The organism is Holdemania sp. Marseille-P2844, assembly GCF_900120005.1.
Classification (GTDB): Bacteria; Bacillota_I; Bacilli_A; order Erysipelotrichales; family Erysipelotrichaceae; genus Holdemania.
This window is the reverse complement of record NZ_LT635449.1, coordinates 141,043-152,957: the sequence shown is the minus strand read 5'-3', so window position 1 is coordinate 152,957 and position 11,915 is coordinate 141,043. Positions and strand designations below refer to the sequence as shown.

Sequence of the window (11,915 nt, the reverse complement as noted above, 5' to 3'; positions counted from 1 at the left end):
ACGAAAATCACAAGAATTAACAGGTTTTTCAAAAAATATAGTAATTTAAAAAAAACTATGTTATACTTGTTTAGCATTATTAGGAGGAATATTCATGAGAGACGCAATTACTTTCAAATGTTCTGAATGCGGCGAAGAAAATTACATTGGGACAAGAAACAAGAGAAAACACCCTGAAAAGATGGAAATCAAGAAATACTGCCCACGCTGCAATAAGAAAACGACTCACAAGGAGAAAAAATAAAAGAAGCCGGATCCTGGCTTTTTTTATTTCGTTTAATTTTCAGCGATCGGTTAAAAAAATGAAAGTTTTCAATCAGATGTGAGAAAGAAGGAAAAGTAGATGAGAATTGAATCAATTCCCTCCGGCGCGTTTGCGACTAACACTTATATTCTTGAAGATTCGGGGACAGTGCTGATTCTGGATCCGACGGGCAAAGCTCAGCGGATTCTGGATCATTTGCAGGGACGCGTGCCGGCGGCGATTGTGCTGACGCATGGACATTTCGATCATATCGGCGCCGTTGACGAACTGGTCCGGCAGTTTCATTGTCCAGTGTATGTACATCCTGCGGATCAGGTTTTGCTTGAAGATGAAACCCTCAATGGAATGGCCGGAATGACGGCTCATGTCCGCAGTCAGACTCGTCCGTTAACGGAAGGGCTGATGAAGTTGGGCACGATTCAGCTGCAAATTCTGGAAGCGCCGGGCCATACGCCGGGCAGCGTACTGATTGTGATCGGTCAGGACTGTTTCTGCGGCGATGTCGTTTTTGAAGGCAGTGTGGGGCGGACGGATCTGCCCTTAGGCAATGATTCGCAGATGCGCCAGACGTTGAAAATGATTCGAACGCTGGATCCGCAGTTAAGACTGTATCCCGGTCATGGACCGGCGACGACGCTGGAGAAAGAATTCAACGATAATTCCTTTCTGCGGACTCGCCGCGGATAAAGTGGAACAAGCATCAGGCTGTGCGGCCGGTGCTTTTTTTTGAACAAAAAGCAAAGCTGGATGAAGCTTGGCGGATAGAACCCACAGATATATCGGACTGGGCCATAATAAATTGGCTGGAAATTAGAATAAGATTAAATTATGGTAGATAATCAAATAAACATCTATGAAATAAGTAGATTTTATTTTATAATGTTTGTATAAAATGGAATGGGGAGAGATGAAATGGAAAAACAGGAGCTGTGGGACGCCAGCGCGGAAGAAATCCGTCGGGGATATCGGATTGTAGATGAGGAAGCCGAGTGTTTGTTCTGCCGGCAGCGTTATCATCTTCAGGAAATCTATGCCCAGGATGAGCGCTGGGTGCTGGGCGAGCGGAAGATGAAGCTGCACGTTAAAAACGCGCATGGGTCGTCCTTAACGATGTTGCTGCGGTTGGGGCCGGAACCGCTGGGCGTCAGCGCGATGCAGCTGGAAATGCTGCAGGCGTTTGCGTCGGGACAAAGCGATCAGGAGATTGCGAAGGAAAAGGGCGTCACGTTATCAACAATTCGCAATTACCGGTTTAAGCTGCGGGAAAAACAGAAACAGGCGCAGTTGTTCGTCATGATGATGAATCTGCTTAACGAAAACACCGGCCGTTCTATCCAACAGTTAAACGATACGGAGCTGGTCGATGCGCATGCGGCGGCAGTAATGCGCGACGAGCGATATGAATTAACGGAAAAAGAACGCGAGACAATTCTGAAAACTTATTTTGACGCGCAGGGTGCGTTGAAGGAAATGCCGGCGAAAGCAAAACGGAAGCTGGCGGTATTGGCACAAATTGCCGAGAATTTCAAACCGGAAGTTCAATATACTGAAAAGCAAATCAACACAATGCTTAAACGGATCTGGCCGGATCACGTCTATCTGCGCCGAGTGTTAATTGAATACGGTTTTCTGGAAAGAACAGCCAACGGCAGCGCTTATTGGCGAAAGTAAACTGCAGGTAAAAGAAAAAATCTGTTCGATTAGGCAAAAATTCAAGGCTCTAATTGAAACAAGCTGACGGTGCAAGGTTAACCCGGACTGTGCCGTCAGCTCTTTTTATTATCCAGTTTTGGTAAAAAATGATAGAAATTCAGTTTTTTTTAAATATTGAGGGGGCTTTTTTCAAAAATGCGCAATATTGAAGGTGTAGGGGGCGAGAGAATATGGAAGAACGATTACTTGCTTTACTGCGGATGGCTTTAAAACAGCACGCCACCGATCTGCATTTTTCCATCCGCAATGAAACAGTGACGCTGCAGATGCGCTGCGGACTTCAGATTAAGGACATTGAGACTGAGGCGCAGGACCTGAAATTGTTCCGTTATCTTCAATACCGGGCCAACCTGGAGCTGAGCGATGGCAGCCGGCCGCAAACCGGTCGGTTTGAGATCGACGTGGATGGTAGGGTGCTGGCGCTGCGGTTTGCGGTCATGCACAGTCTGATGCTGACCAGCGGAGTGCTGCGAATTCTCAACGGAACGCTGGACTGGACGCTGACCGATTGTTGTCCGGATAAAAAGCAGACCGATCTGCTGAAGCAAGTGCTGAAACGACGCAGCGGCTTATTCCTCGTCAGCGGCCCTACCGGCAGCGGCAAGACGACAACGTTGTACGCCATGCTTAACGAATTAAGCCCGGCCAAGATCTTCACGCTCGAGGATCCGATTGAAATTTATTCGGACCGTTTCATTCAGATCCAGATCAACGAGCGTCAGCATCTGGGTTATGACGAAGGGATCAGCCAACTGCTGCGGCATGATCCGGACGTCATCATGATCGGCGAAATCCGCGAGCCGGTGGCGGCGGCGATGGCGCTGCGCTGCGCACTGACCGGACATCTGGTTCTGACCAGTATTCATGCTTCATCAGCACAATCGGCGATCACACGGATGATCGAACTGGGAGTCAGTGAAACTCAGCTGATGGAGATGCTGGCTGGAGTCAGCTGTCAGCGGTTGGTGTCCTTAAAAAATCAAAAGGGAAGGATGTGTGTCTATGAAGTGCTTCTGCCTGACCAGCTTGCGCAGCTGCGCCAGGGACAGGCGCCGGATAATTTTATCCCGCTGCCGCAGCGGCTGGACGATCTGCTGTTCAAAAATCGCATCACACAGAAACAACGGGAGGCTGTCGGTCTCTGAATGTCAGCAGCTTGCGATTCTTCTGGGCAGCGCGATGAGCTGGCAGACAAGCATGACCTTTATTGAAACGCCGAAGAACCATTCCATCATCGCCGCGCTGCGTGGGCGAATGCTGGAAGGGGCGGACTTTGCGGCCGTATTGGCTTTGGCCCTGCCGAAAGGTATCGCCGCTGATTTTGAGACGATGGCGCAGGTCATGCCGCCTCAGCAGGCGCTGACCTTGGCACTGAGACTGCATCGGTTATATACCGAAAACCGCAGCCAGATCCGCAAGCTGTTAGGCTACCCAATGCTTTTAGCTGCCGGCAGTCTGGGAGGTCTGGCCTTGTTCAACCATGTCTGTTTCCCGGTGCTGATCAGCCTGATTCAGTCCTTTGAGCGAAACCCGGCGGGGATGGTGCTGCTGCATCACGGCTTGGGCACAATGTTTTTCATTCTGACGCTGCTGGGGGCGGCATCCGGCGCTTTGGCAATCTGGCTGCGCAAACCGACGGCACGGTTAAGTGCGTATGTGCTGTTGATTCAAAAACGCCGTGGCAAGTTTTTAAGACGCTGGCTGGGATTGGATTTCTCGCGTTATTTTTCCTGTTGTCTCAGGGAAGGCTGTCCGACGCAGACAACCTTGACGTTATTGCAGAAACTGCCGAAAAAGCCGTTTCTGAAACTCATGAGCTGGCATGTGGAACAGGCGCTGCTGGCAGGAGAAAGTCTGGAAACGGCGTTAGGCACGGAGTATCTCGATCCTTCGCTGATGCAGCTGATGCGCACCGCTTCCCGCAGCGGTCAGGTTCAACCCTTGTTGGAAAGTTATGTCGAGGTGCGTCAGGGACAACTGTTCGATCAGCTGCGATGGGCAGCGCGAGGTCTGCAGCTGTTTGCCTACGGAACGATTGCAGCGATGATTCTGATCGTTTATCAGATCCTGCTGCTGCCGCTTTCAATCATGAGTCAGATGTAATAAGAGAGGAGAAGAAACGTATGAAAAGGGGCTTTACACTATTGGAAATGATCATCGTCGTCAGCGTGCTGGCAATCTTGTTTCTGCTGTCGGTACCGAATATTCAGCGGGTTATGAAAATTGTCGATGAAAAGGGCTGCGCGGCGCAGCTGAAGGTGATCGACTCGGCAATTCTCCAATACAAGCTGGATACCGGTCAGCTGCCGTTAAGAATCAATGATCTGGTGTCGGCAGGCTTGCTGACGAAGCAGCAGACGGAATGTTCCGGCGGCGAGCAACTGGAAATCCGCGAGGGTCAGGCTTATGTCCGCTAAAGCCGGGACGACGCTGACGGAAATGTTATTGGCGTTGATGATTGTGGCGGCTTGCGAGCTGCTGACGATTCCGTTTGTCATCCAGCCGGACTTGAGTCCCGGCCGGTTTATCGCACAGGTGCTGCCGCTTCAGGCCCGGGCGATGGGCGAAGGTCAGGAACAAATCGCCCAAATTGATGCGGACCAGACCGGCCGCATCCGCATACATTACAATAGGAAAGGCCGGATTGATCAGGCCCGTACGTTCTGCTTCAGCCGGCGCTGTCTGGTGATGGAGCTGGCAGGGGGGCGCATCGTTGGAAAATAATCGCGGTTTTTTGCTGAGCGACGCGTTGATCGCGATTGCGCTGTGCACTGCCTGTATTCTGTTAACCGGAGGTCTGCTGGACAGCCGTTATCATCTCAATGAGATCGCCAAGCGCAGGCAGCAGGAGAGTAGCCAGCGCTTGGCGGAAGCGCTTGAAGCAAAGGGGGAATGTCCGGTATGCACGCCGCTTCCAATCGAAACGAGCGACCCTGCAGAACAAGCGGCGGAAACATTCTGATCGATCTGCTTTTGGGATTGTGGATTGTCACGTTGTTTCTGCCGATGATTCCGACCCTCGTCAGGCTTCTCGCCAGACAGGACTGGCTGATGCGTTCCGCTCAGGATCAAATTCAGCTGCAGCAGCTGCGCCGGCTGCTTTTGAGCAGCGGAGAAATTGAGGTGAGCCGCGATCAGCTGACGTTTTATGCCGAAGGTCAAAATCGCCGTCTTGTTCAGAGTGGAAACTGGCTGTTGGTCCAGCCGGGAACCTGGATTTTCTTCGATCAGGTTGAAACAGTTTGGTTTGATCAGCGGCAGTCGCAGATCTGGATGCATCTTGTCAGCATGGATGGTGAATGGGAGGCAGTGGTGGGCGATGCCGGATAAACGGGGATTTGTCAGCTTGTTCTTTCTGGCCTGGTTTCTGATCTTGAGCGCCTGGACGGCATTGGGCTATCTTCAACTCAACGCGGAGATCGCCGTTGCCGAACAGCTGGAAGCCAGTCAGCGGCAGGATCTGCGCTTAATCCCCATTTTTCGCTGGGTACGCTGTCAGCTGAACCATGAATATCGCTGCGGCGGCTGGCGGGCGGAAATTCAGGCTGAGGTACAATGGCGCGGCGATACGGCAGAAGTGATGACCGCCTATGAAAAAATTGTGCTAAAGCTGGATGAAACCAACCGGAAAGTGACAAACTATGAGATAGAGATGAGGTGAAACGATGAAACAATTCATGGACAGCGTGGTCGCTTCGGTCTTCTTTCTGATTTTGATGTTGTTAGGGGAAACGCTGCAGTTTCTGCCCTCGGGAAGCACGCCGTTTCTGACCATCATCTATGGCGCCGAGCTGTTCTTTATTTCATGGGTTTTGATGTACCGCTCCAAAAATACGGTGGAACTGCTGGACTTCTTTGTCAGCGCCGTGATCCTGGGCGTGCAGTTTCTGATCCTGGGCAGCCGGCTGAATTTTGACCAATGGTGCTATCTGGGCTTTGCGACGATCGCCGCGACGATCAGTTTCGGCTGCAACCGCCGCTTCGGCAACCGGATTCATTGGGAAAATAGTCATGCACAGCCGGGAAATCATTGACAAAATCGGCTATTCCTATAAAATATACTAGGTAGGATGGTGAATAGGAATGATTATTGTAAATGACTTAAAACCAGGAACAACATTTGAAAATGAAGGTAATATTTTTGTCGTTCTGGATATTCAGCACAACAAAACTGCGATGCGCCAGATGATCGTCAAGGTCAAGGTTAAAAATCTGCGTACCGGAGTTATCAACGAAATCTCTTTCACGGGCGGCGACAAGGTGGAACAGGCGCACATCGACAAGCGCGAAATGCAGTATCTGTATGATACCGACGACGCTTTGGTCTTCATGGATAACGAAACCTATGACCAGATTGAAATCCAGAAGGATCATCTGGAATGGGAAATGAAGTTCATGAAACCGAACGATAACGTCACAATTTCGATGTATGAAGGCGAAATTCTGGGAATTATTCTGCCGGATAAAGTCGAGCTGCGGATCGTTGAATGCGAACCGGCGGTGAAGGGTGATACGGCGACTTCCGCTTCCAAGATGGCGAAGCTGGAAACCGGTCTGGAAATCCGTGTTCCGCTGTTTATCGAACAGGATGAAATGGTCGTCATCAACACGGCTGACGGCAAATATTCCGGACGCGCATAAGTCTAAACTGAAGATTTGGTCGAATTCAGATCAAATCTTTTTTCTTTTTCTTGTCAAGGTCTTTACAAATTCATTTGTGAAGGTTATGATAAAGGCGATAAAACTTCAGGGCAGGGTGCAATTCCCGACCGGCGGTAAACCCCGCGAGCCGATTCTCGGCCGAACTGGTGGAATTCCAGTGGCGACAGTAAAGTCTGGATGAAAGAATGTTTTTTTCTTTTTCATAGAGCTACCCCGAAGGTTTTGTTGAAACCTTTTTTTGTCGCCAGGACAGGAAAAGTCAGCGTTGTCAGAAGTGGAGGAAAAAAGATGACAAACAGAAAATTTTTCAACATTAAAACCATGGCCAAAGTCAGCATCTTAGCGGCGATCGCGTTTATCCTGATGGAATTTGATTTTCCGATTCCCTTTATCGCTCCGCCGTTTTACAAACTGGATTTCAGTGAGGTCGCAGTCCTGATCGGCGGTTTTGCGATGGGACCGCTGGCCGGCGTTGCGATCGAAGCGATGAAGGTCTTTCTAAGCTGTCTGTTTTTTGGTTCCGGTACGGCGTATGTCGGGGAGCTGGCCAACTTTGTAATGGGCTGCGCATTTATTCTGCCGGCCGCCTGGCTTTATCGGCGGCATAAAAATCTGAAAAGCGCGCTGATCGGCATGATTCTGGGCACGGTGAGCCTGATGTTGGTCGGCGGTTTGACAAATTATTTCGTGATGCTTCCGGCGTATTCGTTCTTCTTCAATATGCCGCTGGAAGCGATTATTTTGATGGGCGCCAAGGTTGTTCCGTTTGTCGATAACGCGTTCACGCTCGTATTGTTCTGCACGACGCCGTTCAATTTAATTAAAGGAATTGTGACGTCGTTGATGGTGTTCCTGTTATATAAGCACATTTCGCCGATTCTGCACCGCTGAAGAAAATCGGCCGCGAAATAGGACGAAATAAAAAAGAAGCTTCTGGGCTGGGATTTTGATATTCGGGTTGCGATCTGCTTTGGCAAATCAGCGCTCAGAATCAATCGCCAGCTTTTTTAATTCTTGATTGATCCTCGCTTTCATCGGCGGCAGGATGAAGAAAATTGGAAAATGATCGTGGACATGATTCCAAGTGAGGCCGCAGGAATAAAAGCTGACCGGCCGCTTTCACAAAAGAATCCGGGCAAACCGTCAGTTTTCTTCGCAACTGGAGTCAATTTTTGATATAATGAAAAAGATTAGGAGGCACTGTGTATGCAGAATATGTCGCGTAAGGCTAAATATGAAAAACTGAGGCAGGAATTGCAGAACGATGCGGAATCGCAGATCAGCACGAAGGGGATCTCCGCCTATGCCGAACGGCTAAGCCGTTTGGATACGACTGCAACGGAACAGCTGGAAGTTAAAGAAGAAGAAAACCACGATCCGATCCATCTGCGCCGCGAAGCTTATTTTGCGGATGAAACGCAGAAAGAGAAGGCGAGTCCGGCAGCCTCTTCTTTTAATAATGAATATCTTGACGAGTACATCAGCGAAGTAAAGGAGTACAACAAGCAGCGCGGTTTGTTAGCCAGTGAGGACACGCAGGTCAACATTTTGAAGCAGCTGCGCGAACAGAGCTCAATCCGGCCGTTTGAGGAAAAAATGGTCAGCACGAGCAAGGATAACCTGTTGGATGACATGGATATCCCGTCGTTTGTGCTGCCGGAGGACGACACGCTGCGCAACACGATCTCAATGGAGGTCAAGCAGCTGCTTGATCAGAGCGGCAACAGCGGCGAAATGTTAAAGACGCTGGAACCGGCGCCAACCCCGGAAATCAAGAAATCACGCCGGATGAAACCGCCGGTTGAAGAAGAAACCACGGACATCCAGCCGGTCCTTGCCGAGGACGAAGACGATGAGGAAGAGGATGACGAATGGGACGACGAGGACGAAGAAGAAACGAAAAAGCCGCGTTGGAAACTGTTCGGCCGGCATCGGGATGAGGATGACGATGAGGAAGAAGAGGAAGATCAGGACGAGGAAGACGAGGATTGGGAAGAGGACGAGACCCAGCCGCATCGCTTCTTCGGCAAACTGCGCTCCCACATGCAGGAAGAAAAAGAACTGCGTGAAAAGCTGATGAGCGAGACGGTACAGCTGCGGGCGCAGATGGACGACTATGAAGACGAGCTGAACGATATGAACGATTCCGTATCCTATACGAATCGTCTGTTAAACTTCATTCTGGTCCTGCTGATCCTGGCGCTGTTAGTGGTACTGGGGATCGTCGTGTACTGGATCCTGCTTCAGAAAGGAATTATTTAATGAAATTGAACATTGCGATTGATGGGCCCAGCGCCGCGGGGAAAAGTACGATTGCCCGGCGGCTGGCTCACGAATGTGGCTATATCCATTTAGATACCGGGGCGATGTACCGCTGTATCGCCTACAAAGCGCTGAACGAAAAGCTGGCGCTGGATGATGAAGTTGCGCTGGGCGCGATGATCGACCGGACTGAAATTTGTCTGACTCCGCAGGGACAGGTGTTCCTGGACGGTGTGGAGATGCAGGATGAAATCCGATCCAACGCCGTGTCGATGGCGGCGTCCCGGGTTTCTTCACTGAAAACAGTGCGTCAGAAACTGGTCGAGCGGCAGCAGAAAATGGCGGCGGACAAAGGCGTCGTCATGGATGGCCGGGATATCGGAACGGTTGTTTTGCCGGAGGCGGAAGTGAAGATCTTTCTGACCGCTTCGCCCCAGGCCCGTGCGAAACGGCGGTTTCTGGAGAATCAGCAGAAGGGAATCTGTTCAGACTATGATCAGCTCGTCGCGGAAATCGCACAGCGCGACCGGCAGGATATGGAGCGGATCCATTCGCCGCTGCGGCAGGCGGAGGACGCCGTCTGCGTCGATACCTCGGACATGACGATCGAGGAGGTCGTTGCGGCGATCAAGCAGCTGGCTGCTGAAAAGAGTAAGGAGGGAAACCATGATTAAAGGTGTGGTTGCCATCGTTGGCCGTCCGAATGTCGGAAAGTCAACGATTTTTAATCGGATCCTGGGCGAACGGGTTTCCATCGTCGAGGATACCCCGGGCGTGACCCGGGACCGGATTTACGGAAAAGGAACGTGGCTGACTCAGGATTTCCGCGTCATTGACACTGGCGGAATTCAGCTGGAAAACCAGCCGTTTCAGGAAGAAATTAAAGCCCAGGTCGAAATTGCGATCGAGGAAGCCGACGTCATTTTGTTTGTCGTCAACGGCCGCGATGGCGTAACCGGCGACGACGAGTTCATCGCGCGGATGCTGCGGCGCAGCGGCAAGCCGGTCGTTCTGGCCGTCAATAAAATTGACGACACGACGCTGCAGGGAAATATTTATGAGTTCTATGCGCTGGGGCTTTCGGAACCGATTGCGGTCAGCGGATCGCACGGCATCGGCATCGGCGACGTCATGGACGCCTTGGTCGGGGCATTTCCCGAAAAGCAGCAGCCGGAGCTGGAAGGCATCCGCTTCGCGGTCATCGGCCGGCCGAATGTCGGCAAGTCCAGTCTGGTCAACGCGCTGTTAAAAGAAGAACGCGTAATTGTTTCCGATATTGAAGGCACGACCCGCGACGCGGTCGATACTCCGTTTGAACATGACGGCAAGCATTACGTCGTCGTCGATACGGCCGGGATCCGCAAGCGCGGCAAGGTCTATGAAAATATTGAAAAATACTCGGTGCTGCGCGCGATGAGCGCGATTGAACGCTGTGACGTCGTGCTGTTTGTGATCGACGGGGAAAGCGGAATCCGCGAACAGGACAAGCATGTTGCCGGGTATGCGCATGAAGCTGGCAAGCCGATCATTATCGTATACAACAAGTGGGATGCCGTGGAAAAAGATGAGAAGACGATGAACCGGGTGACGGAACAGATCCGCGCGCAGTTTGTGTATCTCAGTTACGCTCCGGTGCTGTTCGTCTCGGCGAAAACCCATCAGCGCGTCAATACGCTGCTGCCGATGATCGAAGACGTCTATCACTATTCCCAATTAAGAATCGCGACCAACGTGCTCAACGAAGTCGTGATGGACGCTCAGCTGACAACTCCGGCGCCGACGCATAACGGTCAGCGCTTAAAGATTTTGTATGCTTCGCAGGTAGCGGTCGCGCCGCCGACGTTTGTTTTGTTCGTCAACGATCCGCAGCTGCTGCACTTTTCCTACCGCCGTTATATTGAGAACCGTCTGCGGGAAGCGTTTGGTTTTGACGGATCGCCGATCCGGATCATCGCCCGCAGTAAGGACTAAAGGAGGCGCAATATGAGAATTTGCGTATTGGGCAGCGGAAGCTGGGGCACGGCGCTGGCGCAGGTGCTGGCGGACAATCATCATGAGGTCGTCATCTGGGGCAAGAGCCCTGAGGAAATTGCCGACCTGAAGCTCCATCGCAACACGAAATACTTTCCGGAGGTACTGGTCAATCCGGACATCGAAGCGACGCTGGAGTTCGATACGGTCAAAACCGCCGATATCCTGCTTTTCGCGGTGCCGACCGGCGCGGTGGAGGAAGTCAGCCGCCGGGCTGCGGCGGCGCTGGATCATCCGGTGATTGTGATCAACGTCGCCAAGGGATTCCATCCGACGACCCACCAGCGGCTCAGCGAAGTGATCAAGGAATGCTTCACGCCGGAAACACTGACGGACGTCGTTTCTCTGATCGGCCCTTCACACGCCGAAGAGGTCATTCTCCGCAAGCTGACCTCGGTCAATGCGGTCTGTGAAAACGAAGCATCAGCAAGAAAGATTCAGGAGCTGTTCTCCAACGATTATTTCCGCGTTTACCGCGGAACCGACGTGATCGGTTCGGAAACCGGCGTGGCGATCAAAAACATCATGGCGATTGCCAGCGGCATCATTACCGGACTGGGCGAAGGCGACAACGCCCGGGCGGCGCTGATGACCCGCGGTCTGGCGGAAATGTCCCGCTACGGCATCGCGCAGGGCGGACGGGCCGAAACTTATCTGGGATTAACCGGGGTCGGCGATCTGATCGTCACCTGCACCTCCCCGCATTCCCGCAACTTCCAGGCCGGCATGCAGATCGGCCGTCAGGACAGCGCGGAGATTTTCTGGAAAACCAATAAGAAGACGGTCGAGGGCGTAAAAGCGGCCAAGGTCATCTATGAAGAATCAATTAAGAAGCACATCAGCATGCCGATCACCGAACAGGTTTACCGCGTGCTGTACGAAGGCGAAAAGCCGTCCCAGGCGATCAAGCTGTTGATGGCCCGGGAGCTGAAATCAGAATAAAAGCCCGTCGCGGGGCTTTTTCTGATGGAACAATCGGAAA

Annotated in this window: 17 protein-coding genes and 1 riboswitch; all 17 genes read left to right on the top strand. The window is 51.7% G+C overall.

What is annotated here, in order from left to right; genetic code table 11:
* Positions 1–94 precede the first annotated feature (94 nt).
* On the top strand, positions 95–244 hold the full coding sequence (gene rpmG, locus BQ7364_RS03435; protein WP_020223239.1) for a 50S ribosomal protein L33: 150 nt from the start codon (positions 95–97) through the stop codon (positions 242–244).
* A gap of 99 nt (positions 245–343) precedes the next feature.
* Complete coding sequence (locus BQ7364_RS03430) at positions 344–952, top strand: MBL fold metallo-hydrolase (RefSeq protein ID WP_072683421.1); 609 nt, start codon at positions 344–346, stop codon at positions 950–952.
* A 225-nt stretch (positions 953–1,177) separates the two neighbouring features.
* Entirely contained in the window at positions 1,178–1,936 is a 759-nt protein-coding gene (locus BQ7364_RS03425; RefSeq protein WP_072683420.1) for a DUF2087 domain-containing protein, read from the top strand.
* Positions 1,937–2,148: 212 nt separating this feature from the next.
* Positions 2,149–3,123, top strand: a complete 975-nt coding sequence (locus tag BQ7364_RS18310) for an ATPase, T2SS/T4P/T4SS family (RefSeq protein ID WP_072683419.1) — start codon at positions 2,149–2,151, stop codon at positions 3,121–3,123.
* Positions 3,124–3,157: 34 nt separating this feature from the next.
* Complete coding sequence (locus BQ7364_RS18580) at positions 3,158–4,081, top strand: type II secretion system F family protein (protein ID WP_369802538.1); 924 nt, start codon at positions 3,158–3,160, stop codon at positions 4,079–4,081.
* A gap of 20 nt (positions 4,082–4,101) precedes the next feature.
* Positions 4,102–4,395, top strand: coding sequence for a competence type IV pilus major pilin ComGC (locus tag BQ7364_RS03410; RefSeq protein ID WP_006060297.1), 294 nt, complete (start codon positions 4,102–4,104; stop codon positions 4,393–4,395).
* On the top strand, positions 4,385–4,702 hold the full coding sequence (locus BQ7364_RS03405) for a hypothetical protein (RefSeq protein ID WP_072683417.1): 318 nt from the start codon (positions 4,385–4,387) through the stop codon (positions 4,700–4,702). The genes BQ7364_RS03410 and BQ7364_RS03405 overlap by 11 nt, the downstream gene beginning before the upstream one ends.
* Positions 4,692–4,940 (top strand): hypothetical protein, encoded by a 249-nt coding sequence (locus BQ7364_RS03400; RefSeq protein WP_072683416.1) that lies wholly within the window; start codon positions 4,692–4,694, stop codon positions 4,938–4,940. Before BQ7364_RS03405 ends, BQ7364_RS03400 begins: the two co-directional genes overlap by 11 nt.
* Complete coding sequence (locus tag BQ7364_RS03395; protein ID WP_159432747.1) at positions 4,880–5,308, top strand: hypothetical protein; 429 nt, start codon at positions 4,880–4,882, stop codon at positions 5,306–5,308. Before BQ7364_RS03400 ends, BQ7364_RS03395 begins: the two co-directional genes overlap by 61 nt.
* Positions 5,298–5,639, top strand: a complete 342-nt coding sequence (locus BQ7364_RS03390; RefSeq protein WP_072683414.1) for a hypothetical protein — start codon at positions 5,298–5,300, stop codon at positions 5,637–5,639. Before BQ7364_RS03395 ends, BQ7364_RS03390 begins: the two co-directional genes overlap by 11 nt.
* Positions 5,640–5,643: 4 nt before the next feature.
* Entirely contained in the window at positions 5,644–6,012 is a 369-nt protein-coding gene (locus tag BQ7364_RS03385; RefSeq protein ID WP_072683413.1) for a hypothetical protein, read from the top strand.
* A 49-nt stretch (positions 6,013–6,061) separates the two neighbouring features.
* Positions 6,062–6,619, top strand: a complete 558-nt coding sequence (gene efp / locus BQ7364_RS03380) for an elongation factor P (RefSeq protein ID WP_072683412.1) — start codon at positions 6,062–6,064, stop codon at positions 6,617–6,619.
* Positions 6,620–6,716: 97 nt separating this feature from the next.
* Positions 6,717–6,833, top strand: a riboswitch (FMN riboswitch).
* Positions 6,834–6,928: 95 nt separating this feature from the next.
* A complete protein-coding gene (locus BQ7364_RS03375) occupies positions 6,929–7,531 on the top strand; it encodes an ECF transporter S component (RefSeq protein ID WP_072683411.1) in 603 nt (200 codons plus the stop codon).
* Positions 7,532–7,846: 315 nt separating this feature from the next.
* Positions 7,847–8,902, top strand: coding sequence for a hypothetical protein (locus tag BQ7364_RS17905; protein ID WP_072683410.1), 1,056 nt, complete (start codon positions 7,847–7,849; stop codon positions 8,900–8,902).
* Positions 8,902–9,576: a (d)CMP kinase gene (gene cmk / locus BQ7364_RS03365; protein WP_072683409.1), complete on the top strand. Its 675-nt coding sequence runs from the start codon at positions 8,902–8,904 to the stop codon at positions 9,574–9,576. The genes BQ7364_RS17905 and cmk overlap by 1 nt, the downstream gene beginning before the upstream one ends.
* Positions 9,569–10,873 carry a ribosome biogenesis GTPase Der gene (gene der / locus BQ7364_RS03360; RefSeq protein ID WP_072683408.1) on the top strand — a complete coding sequence of 435 codons (1,305 nt, stop codon included), beginning with the start codon at positions 9,569–9,571 and terminating at the stop codon, positions 10,871–10,873. The genes cmk and der overlap by 8 nt, the downstream gene beginning before the upstream one ends.
* A 12-nt stretch (positions 10,874–10,885) precedes the next feature.
* The gene (locus tag BQ7364_RS03355; RefSeq protein ID WP_072683407.1) at positions 10,886–11,875 is read left to right on the top strand and encodes an NAD(P)H-dependent glycerol-3-phosphate dehydrogenase; all 990 of its coding nucleotides are present in this window, start codon (positions 10,886–10,888) and stop codon (positions 11,873–11,875) included.
* Positions 11,876–11,915 lie beyond the last annotated feature (40 nt).

Excerpts from the sequence above, each read along its gene's own strand:
- rpmG (WP_020223239.1), top strand. The coding sequence starts at position 95 with ATGAGAGACGCAATTACTTTCAAATGTTCTGAATGCGGCGAAGAAAAT.
- BQ7364_RS03430 (WP_072683421.1), top strand. The coding sequence starts at position 344 with ATGAGAATTGAATCAATTCCCTCCGGCGCGTTTGCGACTAACACTTAT.
- BQ7364_RS03425 (WP_072683420.1), top strand. The coding sequence starts at position 1,178 with ATGGAAAAACAGGAGCTGTGGGACGCCAGCGCGGAAGAAATCCGTCGG.
- BQ7364_RS18310 (WP_072683419.1), top strand. The coding sequence starts at position 2,149 with ATGGAAGAACGATTACTTGCTTTACTGCGGATGGCTTTAAAACAGCAC.
- BQ7364_RS18580 (WP_369802538.1), top strand. The coding sequence starts at position 3,158 with ATGAGCTGGCAGACAAGCATGACCTTTATTGAAACGCCGAAGAACCAT.
- BQ7364_RS03410 (WP_006060297.1), top strand. The coding sequence starts at position 4,102 with ATGAAAAGGGGCTTTACACTATTGGAAATGATCATCGTCGTCAGCGTG.
- BQ7364_RS03405 (WP_072683417.1), top strand. The coding sequence starts at position 4,385 with ATGTCCGCTAAAGCCGGGACGACGCTGACGGAAATGTTATTGGCGTTG.
- BQ7364_RS03395 (WP_159432747.1), top strand. The coding sequence starts at position 4,880 with ATGCACGCCGCTTCCAATCGAAACGAGCGACCCTGCAGAACAAGCGGC.
- BQ7364_RS03390 (WP_072683414.1), top strand. The coding sequence starts at position 5,298 with ATGCCGGATAAACGGGGATTTGTCAGCTTGTTCTTTCTGGCCTGGTTT.
- BQ7364_RS03385 (WP_072683413.1), top strand. The coding sequence starts at position 5,644 with ATGAAACAATTCATGGACAGCGTGGTCGCTTCGGTCTTCTTTCTGATT.
- efp (WP_072683412.1), top strand. The coding sequence starts at position 6,062 with ATGATTATTGTAAATGACTTAAAACCAGGAACAACATTTGAAAATGAA.
- BQ7364_RS03375 (WP_072683411.1), top strand. The coding sequence starts at position 6,929 with ATGACAAACAGAAAATTTTTCAACATTAAAACCATGGCCAAAGTCAGC.
- BQ7364_RS17905 (WP_072683410.1), top strand. The coding sequence starts at position 7,847 with ATGCAGAATATGTCGCGTAAGGCTAAATATGAAAAACTGAGGCAGGAA.
- cmk (WP_072683409.1), top strand. The coding sequence starts at position 8,902 with ATGAAATTGAACATTGCGATTGATGGGCCCAGCGCCGCGGGGAAAAGT.
- der (WP_072683408.1), top strand. The coding sequence starts at position 9,569 with ATGATTAAAGGTGTGGTTGCCATCGTTGGCCGTCCGAATGTCGGAAAG.
- BQ7364_RS03355 (WP_072683407.1), top strand. The coding sequence starts at position 10,886 with ATGAGAATTTGCGTATTGGGCAGCGGAAGCTGGGGCACGGCGCTGGCG.